The following is an 18363-nucleotide window of genomic DNA, read 5'->3' as shown; positions in this document are numbered from 1 at the left end:
CTCACAGGAGTCCCAGGCGGGCACGGCTCGCGGGGGAACCCCCTGATCAAGCGATCCTGACCCCTGTCAGGCGGTCGAAGGACTCCAGGACCAACTCCTTCGTGCGGTAGGTACCGAACCTGGCGATCTCGTTGTTCCTCAGGCCACCCCTGGCGGTCTGGAAGGTCTCCAGGACGTACTCCGCATCGGCGCGTTCAAGCCCGTAGAGGTGGAGGCAGTAGGCGTCCAGTTCGGCGCGCAGGTCGGCCCTACGCGCCTCGTCCCACGGGAATGGCGGCCCGTCGTAACCGAGGTCGCGCGCGAACGGCGCCATGTCGTGGGTGCTGTAGACCAGTTCGAGCACACGGGGCACAAGGAACCCCGTGTGCGGCTCCAGGTCCGCGGGGGCGGGAACCGGAAGCTGTCTCCACGTCATGAGCGCCATGTGCGCACCGGTCGCTTTCTGACGGCTGGTGAAGTCGAACACGAGAGAGCTCTGTACCGCGTAGAGCGCCGCGATGAGGCGCGGCTCCTGTAGTGACAGCATCAGCGGAAAGGTGTGCCCGACCGCTGTGCGCGGAATCAGAGCGGGAATCGCGGTCCGCTCGTCGGTCGCACGGCAGACATCGCGCCACCCGTAAAGCCATCCCCGTTCCCAGCCCAAAGCCCTCAGCCGCGTCGCGACGCCTTCGCGCACGTCCGGGTATCCGTGCCGCCCGACCCTGTCTCCTCTCGTGTCGTGTTCGGGCACCCAGTAGCGAGGCATGGCGACCTCGGTCTGTGACTGCTTCTCGGCGTTGGTGAGCTGGCGGATGCACCCGGGCCCCGCGCCTGTGAAGGTGTTCCACCGGTGGTCGAAGTGGTGGACCATCTTGCCTTCGAGCAGGGGGAGCATTCGCTGGCCGTCACGGACGAAGACGTTCCCGTCCAGGCTCCACCCCTCGTCCTCCAGTTCCACCCGGGTACGAAAGAGACCGGAGTCGTCGGTCATGTTGAACAGGTTCTTGAACATGACATTCCAGCGGTTCCCTCCGCGCTCCGACTCGTTCCACAACACCGGCATGCGGTGGTAGATCGACAGGGTGAGGTCCGCGTCTCGGCGGGACCGGAAGACAGGCAGGGTTTGCGTGTTGGGGTTGAGCAGCCGAACCTCGCCGGGGGACAGCTGGAACACCCTGCGGCGGTCATCGAGCTCGGCCGTGTCCTGGAGGTAGAACGCGAGTTCAGCCGTCGGCTCTGGTTTCTCTTCGCCAGCCAGGGAGAGCAGACAGAATTTCTGACGACCGTCCACGCCCCGGAAGATCTTCCTGGTGTTCTCGAAGTCGTAGAGCGAGGCGACAGACCCGTGCCTGACCAGGCTGCGGATGAGCTTCTGGGAGCCCGCCCCCGTCGCGATGGCGCTGGGGGCGATCACGCCGATACGCCCCTGCCGATGGGTGATCGCCGTGCACCGCTCCACGAAGATCTGGTCCACCTGGAAGGAGTTGACCCCCTTGACCGCCAACCCCTTCGCGCACAGGGGATAGGCGCCCGACCTGCTGGCGAACAGGAAACTTGACTTCACATACCGACGCGCCTGCCGGTACTGCCCGCCCTCTCGCGGATGGTCGCGCGCCCACTGCGTGATGCGCTCGCGCCGTGCCACGCCGGAGATCCGGGCGATGGAGGGTTCCACCACACTGAAGTACTTCTTGTCCTCGAAGTCCAACTTGTCCCAGGGTGGGTTGGTCAGGACGCAGTCGAATCCGCCGTCCCAGCCCGTGTCGGGGTCCACGCCTTGGCCGTCGCTGGGCACCCGGAACACATCGGGGAACTCCAGGTGCCAGTGGAAGAACCCGTAACGTTCGCGCAGCCGAACGATCTCCTCGTGGGTCGCGGCCGGAACCGAGTGGCCGCCCGACGCCCTCAGGTCCTGAAAGATCTCCTGCGTGACCGGGGGCGGAGCCTCGGCGACCTTCTCCCACATGAACGCGGCGCACCAGGCGTCGGCCAGGTGCACGGCCTGTCGATACCGACCAGAGGCACGCCACTCGCGGTAGACGTTCTCCTGTTCGCGCACGTCGCGGAGCTCTCCGACACGGATCTGGTAGATCTCGTGCACTTCCAGCGCGAACTCGGTGTTGGCCACCAGGGCCGCGGACCGGGCGGGGAGCAGCTCACCCTGTCCGGCGCGTTCCCACGCGTTCCGCCGGGCCAGGGCCGAAGCCACGCCCTTGTCGTCGCCCTCCACGGGCACGAAGGCGCTGTCGGGTATCCCCTCCTCGGCACGCAACCACCCAGGGCTGGCACCAATGAGAGCGTTGCCCTGCTTGATGTGCGGATCCAGCAGGTCGAGGGGCTTGCCGGGGGCCATTCCCTCCAGCCACAGTGACACCTTGGCGAGATTCACCGCCATGGGGTTGAGGTCCACACCGTAGACGCATCGCGCCACGGCCTCGTGCGTGGCCTCCCGGAGCGCCTTCTCTGTGGGTTCGGGGGTTCCCTCCCGCAGGGCCGCGACCCTCCGGGCGATGCGGTGGGCCGCGGCCACGAGGAAGTGCCCGGATCCGCAGGCGGGGTCGCACACGGTGACCGAAAGGAGCTTCCTGATGACGGCCTCGGCCGGGTCGCTTCCTCCCCCGGCCTCGGGGCCCGTCTCGGCCTGCTTGACCGCGTCGTCCAGGACGGGCTCCAGGGTCGCGTCCAGGAGGCGTTCGACCAGTGAGGACGGCGTGTAGTAGGCGCCGGTCCGCTTGCGCTCGTTGCCCGCCCGGGGCACCAGGCGGAACGAACGATCCGCCTCGTCGCACTGGGGCACGGTCTCCAGGAGGGACTCGTACACGCTGCCGAGTTCGCGGGATCCCAAGCTGCGGTAGTCGACGGCCCGCCATCGCCCTGCTGCCGGATCCCACACCCTGGCCAGGTGGCGAACGGCCGTCAACAGTGCTGCGTTGGACAGCTTCGCCCCCGCCAGCGGACGGTCCTCCTCGGTCTGGGTGAACAGGCCGCCCAGGCCGATCAGCCCGAGTTCGGTCCGACCGTTCGCCTCACCCAGCGCGTCGAGAACGATCCTGAGCGCTTCGTACAGGTCGCCGTGCGGACCCCCGCCGCCGCGGCTCGCCAGACGGCGGAGCCGGTCGGTCGAGAAGTAGTCGGCGTAGCGCTGCCGTGCGCGCTGGTCGGCGTCGGGGTGGTGCAGCAGCCCCCGGTCCTCGGTCACGACAAGGAACAGGAGGCGAAAGACGAACCGGAGCAGCGCTCCGTGCAGCGCAGGCGCGTCCGCACCCGCCCGCAGATCGGTGTTGGCCGGATGACGCAGAAACCCCGTCCCCAGGGCGGTGAGAGCGCGCTCCACGTTGTCACGCAGCGCGTCCAGGGCCTGCACCTCGGAGTGGAGGGCCTCCGTTCGCCAGCGCTCCAGTCGGCAGGCCGACGCGGGCTCGCCCTCGCCCACCTCGAAGCTGGTGGCGTGCAGGACGCGGAACAGGAGGACGAACTCGTTGAAGAGCTCGCCGTCGAAGATCGTCTGCACATCGAACTCGACGTAGGAGGGCCCGGCCAGGGAGCTGGAATCGCGCAGCAGGCGAATCCGTCGTCCGTTGGTCGCGATCCCCCACAGGTGATCCGAGGTGCGGTTGAGTGCTTCCTGTACCAGGGCCTGGCCGAAGGCCCCACCCGATCGACGGCTCCGGTCGAGGTCGCTGTCCCACGCCGTGATGTGGATCGGGGTGTGCTGCCACCGGTGGGTGATGGGGATGGTCCGCCCTGGTTCATCGTCCGCGGTGATCCCGCGGATCCGCAGAGCGGGCAGACGACCGTAGCCGAGTTCGTCGAACAGTGGGCCCAGCCAGTGAGCGACAGCAACCCCCACAGGGTCAGGTGACGGCTCACCCTCCCGGGTGACCGGAAGCCGCTCGCGCAGGTCACTCCACGCGTTCAGGAGGTAGTTCCAATGGCGTTCGGCCTCGTCGCTCACCGACCGGGCGCCCACGGCCCCGTAGTCGGCGGGATGGCATCCGGACAGTCCCCGCCCTTCGCTCACACGCAGAAGCATGTCGCCGGGAAGGAGGGAACCGACGGTGCGGACGGCGGACGGGGGCAGGGCGTGACCGGTGGCTGACATCGACAGTTCCTCCGGCGGGGGCTGCGGGAAGAGCAGGCGAACATGCACGCGCATGAACAGCGTCAGCCGAGAAATGCCATAACACAAGGCCACATGGCAGGTTTATCCGGTAACGGATATTCCCAACAGAAACTGTTCTCCCGTCTCCCTCTTACGCCTCAAAAACCCTCCGGGAAGAACCGGCGGCGGTGGTCAGCGACGCCGACGGCGCGCGCGGCCGCGCCATACCTCAGGCGTCTCGGGGCCAGTTCCACAGCGCGGCCCGGGCGAACAGCTTCCCCTTGGCGGTCGGACGGGCATCGCGTCCCCTCCCTTCCAGGGCGCCCAGGAAGGAGAGCACGTCATGGGAGTCGCGGACCATGTCGAGCACCGCGCCACGTGAGAGCGACCCGTCATCGGAGTCACTGTCCCTCCACCCGAGCGCGGTGAGGGCCAGGCCCACGCCAGCGAGCACATCGTCGCTTCCCCCGGCCACCACGAGCAGCAACAGCAGTCCGGCATGGGAGCGCCCGAACCTGGCCTCATCCGCGGGCATCCGCTCAGCCAGATGGGCCCACAGAGCGACCGGATCGGTGGCTGCCTTCCGTCCCGTCGGGGTCACCACCAGACGCCCCCGGTAACGGCGAAGCAGTCTCATACGTTGCGCGGTCTCCCGCAGGACGCGCACGGGCATGGTCTGGTCCTCGCGGTTGAGCTTTCCCACCCAGGTTCCCCTCAGACCGAGCACGTCCGCGGCCGCCTCGACACTGGCGGGCCTGAGGTACCCGGCCTGGGTCAGCGGTATCCCTTCGGTCCCGGCGTGGTCGAGCAGCCAGGCGTAGGGGGCCACCATGCGACGGGCCGTGGTCTCGTCGACCTCCGAGGGGGTGTCGGGTCCGGCCCGGTCCACCATGGCCGTCAGCAGGTCCTCCTCACCAACGTAGGAGGCATCGACGAGGAGATCCGCCACGGGGCCGGAAAGTCGTGCTCCCCCTCCCGGCCCGGAGGTCCTCCGTTGTTCCCCGGCGGGACCGGGTTCGGAGAACAGTCGTCCCAGGGCCTCGTTGGCGGCTGCCCGGTCGAAGGGGACCGGCGCCCAGGAGGACGGGTCCTCGTCCGCGTCGCGGTGGGCGCGGAAGTCGGTCAGCGCCTCCTCGTGGTGGGGGTGATCCGGGCGGTTGACGGCGTCCCAGAACTCGTATCCGGGTACCCCTCCGCAGTCCTCGACCGGTGAGGGGCGGCGTCCGTCCGTGCACCTGGCCCGAGGGGTGGTAGCGGTCAGCGGACCGGTCTCCCGGAGGGTGAGTACGTGCTCCCAGCAGTCCCCGAAGTCGTACAGGTAGAGGAGCCGGTCCCCCTTGCGTTCGAGGACCTCGTCCAGCCGCACCTGCTCCTCCGAGATCCCGGATTCCCCTTCCTCCAGGTCGTAGGGGGTCAGGAAGTGCGCGGTGGCGCGGTCGTAGAAGCGTTTGCCACCCTTGCCGAACTTGTGCAGGTGGTCGTCATCCCAACCGAACACGGCCTGGAGGATGTCGTGCACCTCGTCCAGGTACAGGTCGGACGCCAGTTCCAGACGCCGCCACAGCGGAGGAGAGGTGTGCGCGAGCTCGGCCCGGACCGTGAACAGGGCGGGCTCGTCCCGTCGGGGAAACAGGTTCGGTGTGGAGGATCCGAGGAACATACTCTGACCGTAGCGATCACTCCCGGCACTCGTGCACCTCTCACCCGAGCCGCCCGGTCGTCGTTACAGATCTGGAGGCGGCCGCGGCGGCTCCTCCAGGATTGGGTTACGTCCTGGCAGACCGACAGCGGAGTCCGACTTGCGCATCGAGCGCATCAGCGTCGACGGCGTCCGTGGGTTCAGCGGACCCACCGCCGCCGGGGAACTGGAGTTTCCGGTTCCCACCGATGGTCATGGTAGCTGGACCGTCCTGGCCGACCGTAACGGGTCGGGGAAGACCACACTGCTGCGCGCCATCGCTCTAAGCCTGGTCGGACCCTCCTACGCTCGAAATCTTGTTCCGGACCTCGAACACCGGGTCACCCGGGGAGAGGACTTCGCGGAAGTAGCCGCCACGGTCACCCCAGCGGGTGGAACACCTACACCGGCCCGGGGCGCACTCCGGAACGCTCCTTCACCGGCGTGATCCGCTGGCGCCAGGGCGAGTCCACACGCGGCGGTTCCCGTGTCAGGGGCCGGAGTACGTGACGAACGGTCGTGACACCAAGCTCCCCGGTCGCGGCCCCTGGGCGGAGGACAGCAGCGGCTGGTTCGTCGCCGGTTACGGCCCTTTCCGCCGGCTCGAAGGCGGTGCCTCACCCGCCCAGCGCCTGACCATGAGCCCTGGGCCCGTCTCCCGTCTCGCCAGTCTCTTCAACGAGGACGTCTCCCTGTCCGAGGCGGTCGAATGGCTCAAAGACCTGCACCTACGCCAACTTGAAGGCAGAGAACAAGCGGGAGAACGCCTGGGTTTGGTCAAGGACATGCTCAACGACGGCCTGCTGCCCGACGGTTTCCGAACCGCCCTCGTCCTCGATCTGGTCCGCCAGGTCTTCTCCGCCGAAGGAGACCCGGCACTGGGCTACAACGCGGACGGCACTCCGGTGGTCCGTCTCCCAGGGGTCGTCCTCATCGACGAGATCGACGTGCACCTCCACGTGAGCTGGCAGAAGGCCGTCGGCGGCTGGCTCAAACGCCACTTCCCCCGGATGCAGTTCATCGTCTCCTCCCACAGCCCCTACATCTGCCAGAGCGCTGACCCCGGAGGACTGATCCGGCTACCGGGTGCCAACGAGGAAACCGCCCCGCACGCCGTGCCGGAGGAGTTCTACCAGCGTGTGGTCTTCGGTAGCGGCGACGACGCCCTGTTGACGGACCTGTTCGGTATCGATTCCCCCTACTCGCACCAAGCGGACGAGAAGCGAGAAAGGCTCTCAGAGTTGGAGACGCGGGTGCTTGGGGGAGAGGTATCCCCCGCGGAGACCGACGAGTACGTCGACCTGCGGCGCGCCCTGACGAGCTCGCTCACCGCACGGGTGGACGAGGTGTCCACACGGCTGGGGCGGAACTGACGTGATACGGCTCCGCCGAACGGCCCTTTTCACTGGCCTCCAAGCGAAGCTTGACCGCAGAACTCGGCGGCTGTCACAGGAAGGATCCGGTTCCGCCACGGCGCGCAAGCGCTGGAACAGCGCACGGGACCTGCGGGGGCAGTTGCGCGCCGAGCTGGCCCGGTTCGCGGCTGGACTGGACCGCTGCATGTACTGCAGAGAGAACGTCGGCACCGACGTGGACCACTTCGAGCCGATCGTCCGTGCCCCCTTGCGCACCTTCGAATGGCCCAACCACTTGCTGGCGTGCTCACGATGCAACAGCCAGGCCAAGGGTTTCGTGTTCCCCTGTGACACGCAGAGGATGGCGCTACTGATCGACCCGACGGCCGAGGACCCCTACGACCACCTGGAACTCAGCCTGTCCGTAGGACGCTACCGGGGCCGTACCGAGAAGGGCGCCACCACCGTCGAGGTCCTGCGGTTGAACCGCGCGGAGCTGGAGCGGGGTCGGGCCTTGGCCTTCGTACGGGCCAACTCGATGCTGAGGGACATCGCGCACCTGTCCTGCACGGGGGACGTCGCGAAAGCGAAGACGGTCATGGCCACACTGCGTGACCAACCGTTCGCGGACGTCCTCCACGCGATGCTGAGGCTGAGGCACCTGCCGGGAGCACGGGCCGTTCCGCACGGTCCGGAGGTTCTCAGGGCACTGGAGTTCTTCGCCGTGCGGGGCGACTGCCAGGGCAACCCTGTCCGGGCGGGCCCGGGCCAGTAGGTTCTGCGCCCGCCAGGAGGTCTGGGTGATGACCCGACCGCTCGGGCCGTCGACCTGGTGGCGGACCTCAGGACGCGAACGGAACGAGCTCCTGACCGGACCGAGGTCGGTTCACGCGCCCGGCTGGCGGTCCCGACGGCTTCGCCGGGACCGCCAGCCGACGGCCGTGGTGCCGACTACCGCAAGGTCCATCCGCAGTCGCCGGAGAGTTCCAGGGCGACGTCCTCTTCGGCGACCACGACGCTTCCGGGACCTTCGATGTTGTTGGCGATGACGTCGTCCGGTTCACCGGACATGCCGGGCAGTCGCGCGTAGTAGCAGGACGGAATGTCGTCGGACGCCGGGCCGTCGGTGGTGTGGGTACCAGGCCGGATGTCGTCTCCGAACCATCAGGACCCCACTTTCAGTGCCGTCGCATATACAAGTAGTGATATTGCTCGTCCCTGGTCGGTTGTGGTCCGACCAGCGTGGTGTGGAGGTTCGATGGCAACTGAAGTATGGTCCCTGGCACTGCCCGCTGACGGCCTGCCTCTGAAGAAGCTGTCCGTCATCGGTTCCGGCAAGGACCTGGAAATGCGCATCGCCGGTGTTGGATGGCCACCCCTGGTGCTGTCGCTGAACGGAGTGCGCTCCAGCCTCACGGAGGACGTCGTGCTCACGGTCTCCCGTGTCGACGATGTGTCGCTCGAACTGGCCTACGAGGCGCCTGAACTCATCTTGACCCGTCTGCGTGTCCGTTGGGACGAGCGGGCGCTGCCGGGTGTGGCCGAGGAACTGGAAGCACTCTTCAAGGACGAGGCAGAGGGCAGTCGGGGACGGCGTGAACTGCACTCCTGTGTCGATGTCGAGTTCGGGCTGACCGCGCGGACGGAGCGGGCGGTGTAGCCCACGGGATCGGCTGGCACCTCCCCCGTGGTGGGTTCGAGGAGCATGCACGGGAAGACGCAGCCAACCGCCAGAACGGAGTTCGCTGTTTCACCGGGAAAGCCTCCTTCACAGATGGCTCGCCCGCGCAGAGCGCGCAGGCCGACAGGCGACGAACACGAGTGGCCGTGACGTTGAGGACGTTGCTGACCTCGACTCACCGACGCTCATGGAGGTCCAGGAGGTTCTACCGTGGCACCATGTCCTCCCCCTCTACCTCTTCCGGAACGCACGGTGAAAAGCTCGTCTCTCTATGGCACCGTCTTCGTTTCTGGTCAGCAGTGGTCCTCCTGCCCGCTGTTGTCGTCCCGGTCGGTATGTCGACGAAGCATCCAGCGGTGGACCGGCTGGAATCGTTGGGACTGCCCGCAACCGTTGCTCTCGTGGTATTCGCAAGCCTCTGGTTGCTGATGGCCGCCACCGTACTGGTGTTCCTCTACCCCGACCCCGAACCGCCCCCTGGACGACCGCTCGACACACCTCGGCAGAAGGTGGGTCTGACCCGACTGGTCTTCATCGCCTGGATCGTGAGCATCTGGCTGGTGGTGATTCTGCTCGCCGCTACCTGGTTCGCGCTGGACCATCCGCCCTACACCCCACCCGACAAACTGACGTCGAAGACGGCGGAGTCCATCGTCATCCGTGCATTCTCGGTCATCGCCGGACTCGGTGGGGTAGCCCTACTGGTGACGGCCTACCGACGGCAGAAGACCACCGAGCAGGACTCCCAGCGCGATACCAGTCGGCTGTTCACCGAGCGCTTCGCCTCCGCCTCCGGCCAGTTCGGCCACGAGGAAGCCGCGGTCAAACTCGCCGGGATCCACGCCTTGGCGCACGTCGCGGACCAGGCGCCCACTCCCGGCGAGCGACAGATGGTGATCGACGTCCTGTGCGCCTTCCTGCGCATGCCCTACCCGCAGGAGCCGCCGATGCCGCCCGGTGAAGACGAGGAGAAGCAGACCTCCCACCGGAAGCAGATGCAGGTCGTGGCGGCGTATCAGGAGGTGCGCCACACGATCATCGACGTCATCGCATCCAGGCTGCGTACGAATCCCCGGTGGCAAGAGCTGTCTTACGATTTCAGCCGGGTCACCTTCGACGGCGGTAACTTCACGGGCATCCGGCCCCGTGGAGTGTCGTTCCGGCAAGCGCACTTTCGTGCGAACCGGCACGGGAACGTGTACTTCGACGGCGCTCACCTGTACCAAGCGGACTTCACCGGAGCGCGCTTCATGGGAGGCATCGCCGCGCAAGGGCTCCATGGCACGGTCTCGTTCAACAAGGCGACGCTGACCGGCTGCTCTTTCCAAGACACCGTCTTCGACGGGGCTCGGGTGGAGATCTTCGATGGCGCCACACTCGACTCGACCAGCTTCAACGGTGCCCAGCTCAAGACGGGCAGCATCGAGGTCCGCGGCTCCGTGCTCAAAGGCACGACAACCTTCAGGCGAGCCCGGTTCAGCGGCACCCCGGTCCTCTTCCTGGACTGTACCTTTCAGGGGAAGGTAGACCTGTATGAGGCCCGGTTCACCGATGAGGGGACGGGGTTCATCGTCAACCACGGTGGGATCACCGGTGAGGTGTCCTTCCGGCGGACGAACCTGCAACAGGGCAGGGTGCACTTCGACGGAGTCGTCCTCGACGCAGGCACGATCGACTTCCGACACGCCTCGCTCGGCGAGCCGGCGCTGCACTTCGACCTTCCTCGGGCGCCGACTGTCAGGAAGGGAACTGTGGACTGCACCGCCATCACGTTCTCAGATCCTGGGCACGCTCAGGACCTACGTCCTCAAGGGCTGGTCAAAGCAGAGCGGGCCGGGAAGGTGAGAGTCCTGTGGCCGCCTCAGTGGGATCCGGAGTCCGGGGACGTGAATGCCCCGCCGCCGCCCGCCGACTGAGCCACGCCGCGCTGGAGAGGTGGTCAGGAGTCCACGGATCCCAGGGGCATGACGCGAACGGATTCATGCCCCTGGACTGTCTGCTTCACGGGGATGGTCTGCTCTCAGACCTTCTGTCTCTCCGCAAAAGCACCGACTGCCCGTTCGAAAGCTGGTCTTACACCCGCTCTATGTGCGGTTCGACGTCTCCGAGCCGCTCCCGACGACGCTGGCCCGAAGCCCGAGGGAAAAGGGCGTGTTCCACCCGCCGCCACAGGGCGCTACAGCCCGAGAGGTTCGGCTTTCGTCCTCTCCCCCGAACGGCAGCGCACACCCAGACCAAGTGTGAGGGGTGGGCTCCCTGCCCCGTTCCAGTGCCAGGAGGGCCGGCGCGGCGGTCACCCCGTGTGGTGTTCCCTCGGACGGTCCCTCACCAGAACTTCCCGTCCGCTTCTCAGGCATCAGAGTCGAGGGGCAGTTCCACTCCGAGTGCACTGAGCCTTTCCCGGAACCTACGGTCCGCCGCTGCGCTGCGCTCCCACAGCTGCCTGAGGGGATCACCGTAGCGCTCCTTCCAGTCGTACACGGTGTCCACCAGCACCCGCTGACGGGCCTGCACCAGGTCCCGCGCCTGGTCCAGCAGGGTTTCGCCCAGTTCCCGCGTGAGGAGGTCCGCCAGGGCGTCGCGTTCTCCGTAGAACCGGCTGGTGATCTTCTCGGCGTGCTCCGCCCAGCACTGCGCGAACACTCCGGCGAGATCGTATTCATCCAGGACACCCGTGGACACGAGCTGCCGGCAGAAGAGGTCGACCAGGGTCTGTCTGAAATCTCCGAGGGTGCGGCGGGAGGAAATGGTGTACGCCTGGCGCACCACCGAGGGCCAGGAGAGCCGGAGTGTCTCACCGAAATGGTCGATCGCCGGTTCACACAGGTCGGAGAGGCGGGCGGCGACCGCTTCGTAGTCTTCTCCGTCTCGGGGAACCACATGGCCATCACGGCGAAGGGCGAAGAGCTGCAGCACGTCGAGGCCGAAGGCTCGGAACGGGCCGCGTACACGCATGACCTCGTCCGGGGGAACCCCGCCGTTCAGGGCGGCGTTCAGGTCGAGAACGGGACCCTCCTCACCCACACGATCGACGTACCCGCCGATGTGGAGGCTGTGGGAGTTGCGGGCGATCTCCTCCCAGGGCACCAGTCGTGAGAACCCGGGCACGGTGTCACGTCTGTCGAAGACCCGGACGATCTTCTCGATGTGGTGGGGCTCCAACCGGTTCTGGTTGCGTCCGGTGGCCACCTCGCTCTCGGCGTCGACGAACAGCACGTCCGACGGCGTCGGCCGGTCTTCCTCAGGGCGCCTGAGAACGAGGAGACAGGACGGGATGGCCGTGCCCTGGAAGAGGTTGGGGCCGATGCCGATGACCGCCTCGATCTCCCCTCGGTCCAGGAGCGCACGGCGAATGCTCTGCTCCTGCCCGCCGCGGAAGAGGGGGCCGTGTGCCATCGCCACGATGGCCCGGCCTCCGGGTCGGAGCGAGGCCAGGACCTGCTGGACCACCATGAGTTCGGCCCGTCCCGCCGACGTCCTGCCACGCAGGTCGCTGGGCTCACGGAACGTGCCGGGATCGTAGGCCAGGGCAAAGGGAGGATTGGACAGGACCCGATCGAAGCAACGCCCTCGCTCATCCGTGGGCCGCCACGAGGTGAGTGTGTCCTCGTGGCGGACGAGGGATGGATCCGCTCCGTGCAGGTAGAGGTTGACCCGGGCCAGGAACACGCTCTCGCCGTTGATATCGGCCCCGCTGACGGGCGTCTCCCCCCTGGACGGCAGACCCACATGAGCGAGAGCCGCCACCAGGGTTCCACCGACGCCGGCGTAGAAGTCACCCACCACCATGCCCAGGCGCAGGTCGGCCAGGCGAATGATGAGCTCGTTCACCGATCGGGGAGTGAAGAACGCTCCTCCGGCTTTGCCCATGCGCTCACCGACCAGGCTCAGAAAGCGGTCGAAGACCTCACCGATCCGTGTGTCGTCCCCTTCCACCTCAGTCTGACGGAGCAGCCCGTGAACCGCTCGGACAGCCTCCGCCAGACGCGCCTCCGGAAAGTCCGTGAAGGGGACGGTGTCGGGGAACAGACCAGCGTCGTCCTCCTCCTCGCGCCACTGCTCCCACTCGGATCGCAGAGCACGCGCCGGACGCTCGAAGGCCGTGGCGACCACCCTGTCCAACCTGGTGGTCCGTCGTCCGTCGTCCCAGCCGTCGAAGAGGATCGAGGTGCCGTCCGGAGCACCGCCGAGCACGAGCATCGCCGCGATCACCCGGGCCGCGTCGAGACCGCCCCTGCCAGCGAGCCTTTCCTTGGCTCGCAGGAGTTCGTCGGCCTGTTCGTCCACCGTCCAGATGTCGTTCACACCCAGGTCCCTTCCAGGAGCGCGGCGAAGACGGACGGACGCAGGGCCTCCATGCGTTCCACGACCGCCCGTTTGGCCGTGATCGCCGCGTTCATGTCCGTGAGCGTGTCCACGATCTCACCTTGCAGGCCCCACGGCGGCACGACGACGTCCAGGTCCCGCAGCGCAGCGGCGTTGAACGAGGGAACCGTACCCGACAGCGCGGGTTTCCTCAGCGCTTCCATGGTCTGCGGTTGGGACAGGTAGGCGGCCAGGTACTCGGGCATCACGGGCGTTTGAGGGTTGAGCCGCACACGCAGGCACGAGGAGCCGTAGACCCATCCGACCTGTCCCGGTTCGATGAGAGCGAGTCTTCCCAGAGACCCCTGTCTGACGACGAGGAGGTCCCCCGCTTCCAGGACGTACGACGCGAGCTTCGGCTCGTGGGAGCGGGGGACACGTCGCAGGTGCCGTCGGTCGACACGGTGGTCATCGGTGAAATCGGCGGGCGTGACCACGGGGATGCCGTCCGGGTGGTCCCCCAACTCCTTGAGGTGGGCACCGGAGGGCCCCGCCTTGACCCGAGCGATCTCACCAAGCCTTTCCCGCCCGTTCTCACCAGGCCCTGTCAATCGCATGGTTCCCTCTTCCTGGGTCCTCGTTCGCGCGGCCGGCCCCGGCCGCAGCGGTGGGGCGCCCCGAAGGGCGCCCCGGTCAGTGTCAAGCCTCGCAGGACCGGCAGCCGTTCAGCGGCCGGAGAAGACCGGCGAGGAAATCCCGGACCTTGCCCTTGACCTCCTCGGGGGCGTTGTCCGCCAGGTACAGGAGCACGGCCCCGCAGAACGCGGCCGGGTCCTCGCGGACGGCGGTGGTGGCGAGCAGAAGAAGGACGACGATCACCAGGACCGCACGCGCTCCGCGGGCCCGGAGGGTTGCCCCGTCGGTGCGGGACGGGGCACCATGATCGTCGGGGGTGTGCATCAAGTCCTACCTCCTGGTTCCCGTGTGGACACGGGGTGAGCCGCACCGCCCTGCCGGGCGCCAACCACATGGGGCGGTGCGGTGGTTTCGGTGGAATCAGCGTTCGGCGCGGGGACCGGGCACCGAACCGCGGAGGAGCCGACTGACGTCTTCGGCTTCGATGACACCCCTAGGCTAGCATCAACAAAAAATCTAAGCCACCTTCGAATCTATACTCAAGCGCTCGCACACAACGCCGCCACACCCCTCCACACCCACGACGCGGAGAAACCAAGGGGGAATCATCGCACATCAGACCCCACACTGCGCCCCCAACGCACATCTGCGCCGCCACAAAGCCTTCCCGTGTGCTCACACATAGTGACTCACATCACTATCTCCCGAAGCCAACGAGCGCACCCGCCAGCAGCCCGCGCAACCGGATAAGCAAAGCATGCTTCGCTTGAACGTCATTCGCCCGATCATCTGCTCCCCGCCAACGAACAGCAATAGACGCGCCCGTGCTCTGGCCTCACCACCGGCGCGTGGTGAGGCCAGAGCCCGAGGAGGTCTCAGTCGAGCGTCCGGAGTGCGATCTCACGTTCGTCCAGGAACGCCTCCACCCAGGGAAGGTGCTCGTCACACAGGGCGAAGGCCAGCAGACGGCGGGCACGGGTGGCCCCGACGTAGAGGACGTTCAGGTCCTCCGCCGACTCGCGGGTCCGGGGCGGCGCCCCGTCCACCCAGGAGGAGAGCAGTTCCTCCACACGTTTCCGCGTCCTCACCGTCGGTCTCGGCACGATGACCAGGACCGCGTCGGCCTCCTCCCCCTTGACCTGGTGGATGTTGGTCACCGTGCCCACCTCCACCCGAGGTGTGGCCAGGGGTCCGCTGTGACCACCCACCTCATACGCCGGTCTGGCGTCGGTGGGAGCGTGCCTTCGCGCCCACCTGGGTGTGGCCTCGGGCAGGCTCCTGCCGGGGTCCGGGGCGTGGCGTCCGAACACCTCCTGGGCCCGGGCCCGCCACTCCCCCGTCGTCCGGTCCAGGTCCGGTAGGTCCCGCAGCACCAGTGCCCGGGCGCGCTCGATCCCCTGAGCCGTGACCGCGTGGCGCTCCAGTCTGTCGGCGAGTGGGATCCCGTCCGGCCCGTACCACACGTCCAGGATGTTCGCCCGGATGATCTCGGCGGCCCTGTCCCGTTGCCGGGTCGGTGCCGCCTCAGCGCGCAGTACACCCACCGCCCAGGCCACCTGTCCGATGGGGGACCCCGGCGGCCGGGGCGCACCTGCGAGGTCCCTGGGCAGGCACGACCGCCAGGGAGCGACCACGTACCTCTCCGGTACGGAAATCCGCAGCCGATCGGCTTCCCCGCAGAAGGCCCGGACGTGATCGACTCCGTGCGTCGGCAGGGGGATGAGGCGGATCGGCTCCTTGCCACCCGCGTGCTCACCCACGGCCGTATCGGGCTCCGGTTCGGCCGCGCGCAGTGTCGCGGCCAGGTCGCAGATGACCTGGCTGGAGCGCCAGTTGTGCCGCAGGCCCAACGTCCGAGCCCCGTTGAGGACGACCGGCTCCTGTTCGGCGGCCACCGTGTCCCGGAAGCCGTAGATGGCCTGGGCGGGATCACCGACGACCATGACCGGCAGGCCGAGGTCCACCAGAGACCGTACGATCCCGCGCTCTTCGGCCGAACAGTCCTGCGCCTCGTCGATGACGAGTTCACCGAACCGACGTGTGAGGACGGTCCTGACCACACTGGCCAGCCGCTCGTGGGCAAGGTGCCGCAGGGCCATGCCCCGGATGAGGTCGCCGGTGACGTACCCCTGCGCGAACAGTGCCTTGAGCTTTTTCGCCGCCCACCACTCCAGGTGGTCCGGATCGCGTCCCTGAAGCCTGTCCCGGGCTGACTCGTTCAGGGATGCCTTTCCCACGCGTAAGCCGTCGACGTCAACGAAGGAGAAATCCTCCAGGCTCAGGTCACCGTTGTGGGCTTCGGGATGGCGCTCCCACGATTCCAACCGGCGCCAGGACCGTCCGCCCTTCTCCGGCGACCGGAGGTGGGGCCGGACCAGATGGAGCCAGATGAAGGTGTCGAGCGTGCCGATGAAGTGCGGGAAGGTGGTCAGGTCCGGCCTTGCCGCCTCATGGCAGCGCCTGCGCAGCTCACCTCCGGCGGCCTTGGTGAACGACGTGATCGCCCTCCCCTGGCGTGCCGGAAGCGCTCGCTCCAGGTGGCGGTCGACGATGACGCGGGTCTTACCGGCTCCGGGGCAGGCGCGAACGCTGAGGAGCTGTCCAGGCCCGATATCGGCGTCGGTGACCGCGCGCTGTGCCGCTCGTGCGTGTTCGCGCAGTTCATGCACGTGATCGTCGTTTCGTGCCTCAGCCAGCATCGGTGGGCTCCTTCCGGGTGATCCACTGGAGGGCGTCACGGAAGTAGGCGGGGGGTGTCAGCGGTCCGAGCTGGGCCGAGACCTCCAACAGGTCCTGGGCGAAGTCACCCTTGCGGACCTTGCGTTCGCCGAACATGTCGGCGAACGCCCGGTCCCGTTCATGGACGGGTTTGGCGAGGAGGCCGTCCCAGTCCTGCGCCCACACCTGGGGACGCTGGTTCCTCCAGGCCTCCTGGAGTAGGGGGATGTTGCGCTCGTCGGCCGAGATCAGCTCGGGTTCGAGGGTGGTGCGGTTGGCGAAGACCCGTGCCACGTCCTCGGTGGCGCCCAGGTCGGAGAGGATCTCGCGGAGGTTGCCGGGGCGGTCGACTCTCCTCGCGGGGTCCAGGCCGTGGAAGTCTCCGTCGGTGACCACCGCGACGCGCCGGGCGATGCGGTGGCCGGTGCGCGGATCCTTCTTCAGCAGGATCCGCAGGTACGGCTCGAAGTCGACCCCGTCGATGGGCACCACCGCCGTTCCGCGCAGACGCTGCACCCCTGCCCGGTCCAGAACCCGCTCGGCGAGGACCGGGGTCAGGATGGTCTCGGCGATCCCTTCCAGGAGCAGGACCCGTGGGCCGAACAGCATCGTGCTGCGGGTGGCGTTGAGGTACTGGCGCACCTTGTTCAGCACCGGGTCCTCAAGACCGAGGCCACCGACGGCGACCGCCTTCGAGCGGTACTCCGGCCGACTCGACCGCACGGGCGGTTGGGTGCTCTCATCCCCCTGCCGTGCTCCGGCTTCCCGGCGCTCCGGCTCCACGTGGCGGTGCCGTTGGAGGACGACGAGGTTGCGCGGACCGACGGCGGTGGCGATGTGGGGCGAGTGCGTCGTGACGACGACCTGGATGCGGCCCAGCCACGCGTCCCCGGCCGCCTGGCGTCGGTGGCTCCTGGCGGCTTCCTGTTCCAGGTAGTCCATGAGGATGGTCTGGAGCTGGGGGTGCAGGTGCGCTTCGGGCTCCTCCACCAGCAGCAGGGTGAGGTCGGCCTCCGCGGCGTCCTGGAGCTGGGTGAGGACCGTCGCCATGAACAGGAGGTTGGCGTACCCCAGCCCGCTCTGCGCGAGGTCGCGCGGGTCGAGTTCGGCCTGTTCCAGGCGCAGACGAAGGGCGCGGGCCACGGAGGTGAGGGTGGCCTCCGCGAAGCCGACGCCGACCCGTTGCGGGGACACCCCCTCGGTGAGCCGGGTCAGCCCCTCCTGGACCTGGTCCGCCGTTGCGGTCAGCGGCGTGAGCCCCTCGATGTCCGCGAAACGCTTCTCCACATCGTCGATGAACGCCCTCCGCTCGTGCTCGTCCTGCAACAGGCGTTCCATCACGTACTGGATCCGGCTGCTCGCGCTGGATGCGAGATCGCGCTGGGCGTCCCGGAGGGGAGGCAGGTACAGGTGGCGGATGCGTTCGCGGGCGGCGGGTTCGGGATCACGGTCGGATGTGTCGGTCTCCCCGGCCTGCCAGGAGACGGTGCCGCGCTGGCCGCTGAAGGCGGGGGGCGCGTAGGTGAGCCGGTAGCCCATCGAGGCCTGGTCGGAGTTCAGGGCCTGGTTGTAGACGGCCAGGTCGTCGAAGTCGTGCGACGCGAAACGTCCGGCGAGTTCGACGGTCCGCTGACAGGTGTCGTGGTGTCCGCCCTCGGGGCAGCCGTCACGGTGGAGGTCGTCGCGGCGCAGGTGGATGTCGCGCCTGCCGTCGAGAGGGGCGGTCAGGTGGCGGATGGCGTCCATGACGTTGGACTTGCCCGCGTTGTTCTCCCCCACCAGGACGGTGACGCCTGGTCGGAGTGCGACGGTCGCGTCCGCGAGCGACCTGAAGCCCTTGATGTGCAGCGATTCCAGGTACACGATTTCTCCCATCGTGAACTGTATGAAGACGATGCTAACAGTTGCT

General features: G+C 67.7%; 11 protein-coding genes. 4 read left to right on the top strand and 7 right to left on the bottom strand.

Translation table 11 applies throughout. The features are described from left to right. Window positions 1-46 precede the first annotated feature (46 nt). Both ACTVAJ_RS20770 and ACTVAJ_RS20765 read right to left on the bottom strand, forming a co-directional pair. On the bottom strand, window positions 47-4081 hold the full coding sequence (locus ACTVAJ_RS20770) for an Eco57I restriction-modification methylase domain-containing protein (RefSeq protein ID WP_470389876.1): 4035 nt from the start codon (window positions 4079-4081) through the stop codon (window positions 47-49). Between the two features lie 229 nt (window positions 4082-4310). Further along, a complete protein-coding gene (locus tag ACTVAJ_RS20765) occupies window positions 4311-5741 on the bottom strand; it encodes a plasmid pRiA4b ORF-3 family protein (protein WP_470389875.1) in 1431 nt (476 codons plus the stop codon). 524 nt (window positions 5742-6265) lie between these two features. Here ACTVAJ_RS20765 and ACTVAJ_RS20760 point away from each other — a divergent pair. The 4 genes from ACTVAJ_RS20760 to ACTVAJ_RS20745 all read left to right on the top strand — a co-directional run bounded on the left by ACTVAJ_RS20760 (window position 6266) and on the right by ACTVAJ_RS20745 (window position 10711). After that, entirely contained in the window at window positions 6266-7132 is an 867-nt protein-coding gene (locus tag ACTVAJ_RS20760; protein ID WP_470389874.1) for an AAA family ATPase, read from the top strand. A 187-nt stretch (window positions 7133-7319) separates the two neighbouring features. Continuing rightward, entirely contained in the window at window positions 7320-7889 is a 570-nt protein-coding gene (locus tag ACTVAJ_RS20755) for an HNH endonuclease (RefSeq protein WP_470389873.1), read from the top strand. 483 nt (window positions 7890-8372) lie between these two features. Next, on the top strand, window positions 8373-8774 hold the full coding sequence (locus tag ACTVAJ_RS20750) for a hypothetical protein (protein ID WP_470389872.1): 402 nt from the start codon (window positions 8373-8375) through the stop codon (window positions 8772-8774). Window positions 8775-9151: 377 nt separating this feature from the next. Further along, window positions 9152-10711 carry a pentapeptide repeat-containing protein gene (locus ACTVAJ_RS20745; RefSeq protein WP_470389871.1) on the top strand — a complete coding sequence of 520 codons (1560 nt, stop codon included), beginning with the start codon at window positions 9152-9154 and terminating at the stop codon, window positions 10709-10711. Window positions 10712-11144: 433 nt separating this feature from the next. Here the strand turns inward: ACTVAJ_RS20745 and ACTVAJ_RS20740 are convergent, their stop codons facing one another. The 5 genes from ACTVAJ_RS20740 to ACTVAJ_RS20720 form a co-directional block, all read right to left on the bottom strand. After that, complete coding sequence (locus ACTVAJ_RS20740) at window positions 11145-13100, bottom strand: N-6 DNA methylase (protein WP_470389870.1); 1956 nt, start codon at window positions 13098-13100, stop codon at window positions 11145-11147. Then, complete coding sequence (locus ACTVAJ_RS20735) at window positions 13097-13717, bottom strand: restriction endonuclease subunit S (protein WP_470389869.1); 621 nt, start codon at window positions 13715-13717, stop codon at window positions 13097-13099. Before ACTVAJ_RS20735 ends, ACTVAJ_RS20740 begins: the two co-directional genes overlap by 4 nt. An 82-nt stretch (window positions 13718-13799) precedes the next feature. Further along, on the bottom strand, window positions 13800-14060 hold the full coding sequence (locus tag ACTVAJ_RS20730; RefSeq protein WP_470389868.1) for a hypothetical protein: 261 nt from the start codon (window positions 14058-14060) through the stop codon (window positions 13800-13802). A 551-nt stretch (window positions 14061-14611) separates the two neighbouring features. Continuing rightward, the gene (locus tag ACTVAJ_RS20725) at window positions 14612-16435 is read right to left on the bottom strand and encodes a UvrD-helicase domain-containing protein (protein ID WP_470389867.1); all 1824 of its coding nucleotides are present in this window, start codon (window positions 16433-16435) and stop codon (window positions 14612-14614) included. Continuing rightward, window positions 16425-18329, bottom strand: a complete 1905-nt coding sequence (locus ACTVAJ_RS20720) for an ATP-dependent nuclease (protein ID WP_470389866.1) — start codon at window positions 18327-18329, stop codon at window positions 16425-16427. The genes ACTVAJ_RS20725 and ACTVAJ_RS20720 overlap by 11 nt, the downstream gene beginning before the upstream one ends. Between the last annotated feature and the right edge of the window lie 34 nt (window positions 18330-18363).

Source organism: Nocardiopsis sp. KDC1DS13DA1 (assembly GCF_055632325.1).
This window is presented reverse-complemented; position numbering and strand designations above follow the sequence as displayed.

What these genes read in the sequence shown, in the direction of transcription:
- ACTVAJ_RS20770 (WP_470389876.1), bottom strand. Translation starts at nt 4,081, where the DNA reads ATGTCAGCCACCGGTCACGCCCTGCCCCCGTCCGCCGTCCGCACCGTC.
- ACTVAJ_RS20765 (WP_470389875.1), bottom strand. Translation starts at nt 5,741, where the DNA reads ATGTTCCTCGGATCCTCCACACCGAACCTGTTTCCCCGACGGGACGAG.
- ACTVAJ_RS20755 (WP_470389873.1), top strand. Translation starts at nt 7,320, where the DNA reads ATGTACTGCAGAGAGAACGTCGGCACCGACGTGGACCACTTCGAGCCG.
- ACTVAJ_RS20750 (WP_470389872.1), top strand. Translation starts at nt 8,373, where the DNA reads ATGGCAACTGAAGTATGGTCCCTGGCACTGCCCGCTGACGGCCTGCCT.
- ACTVAJ_RS20735 (WP_470389869.1), bottom strand. Translation starts at nt 13,717, where the DNA reads ATGCGATTGACAGGGCCTGGTGAGAACGGGCGGGAAAGGCTTGGTGAG.
- ACTVAJ_RS20730 (WP_470389868.1), bottom strand. Translation starts at nt 14,060, where the DNA reads ATGCACACCCCCGACGATCATGGTGCCCCGTCCCGCACCGACGGGGCA.
- ACTVAJ_RS20725 (WP_470389867.1), bottom strand. Translation starts at nt 16,435, where the DNA reads ATGCTGGCTGAGGCACGAAACGACGATCACGTGCATGAACTGCGCGAA.
- ACTVAJ_RS20720 (WP_470389866.1), bottom strand. Translation starts at nt 18,329, where the DNA reads ATGGGAGAAATCGTGTACCTGGAATCGCTGCACATCAAGGGCTTCAGG.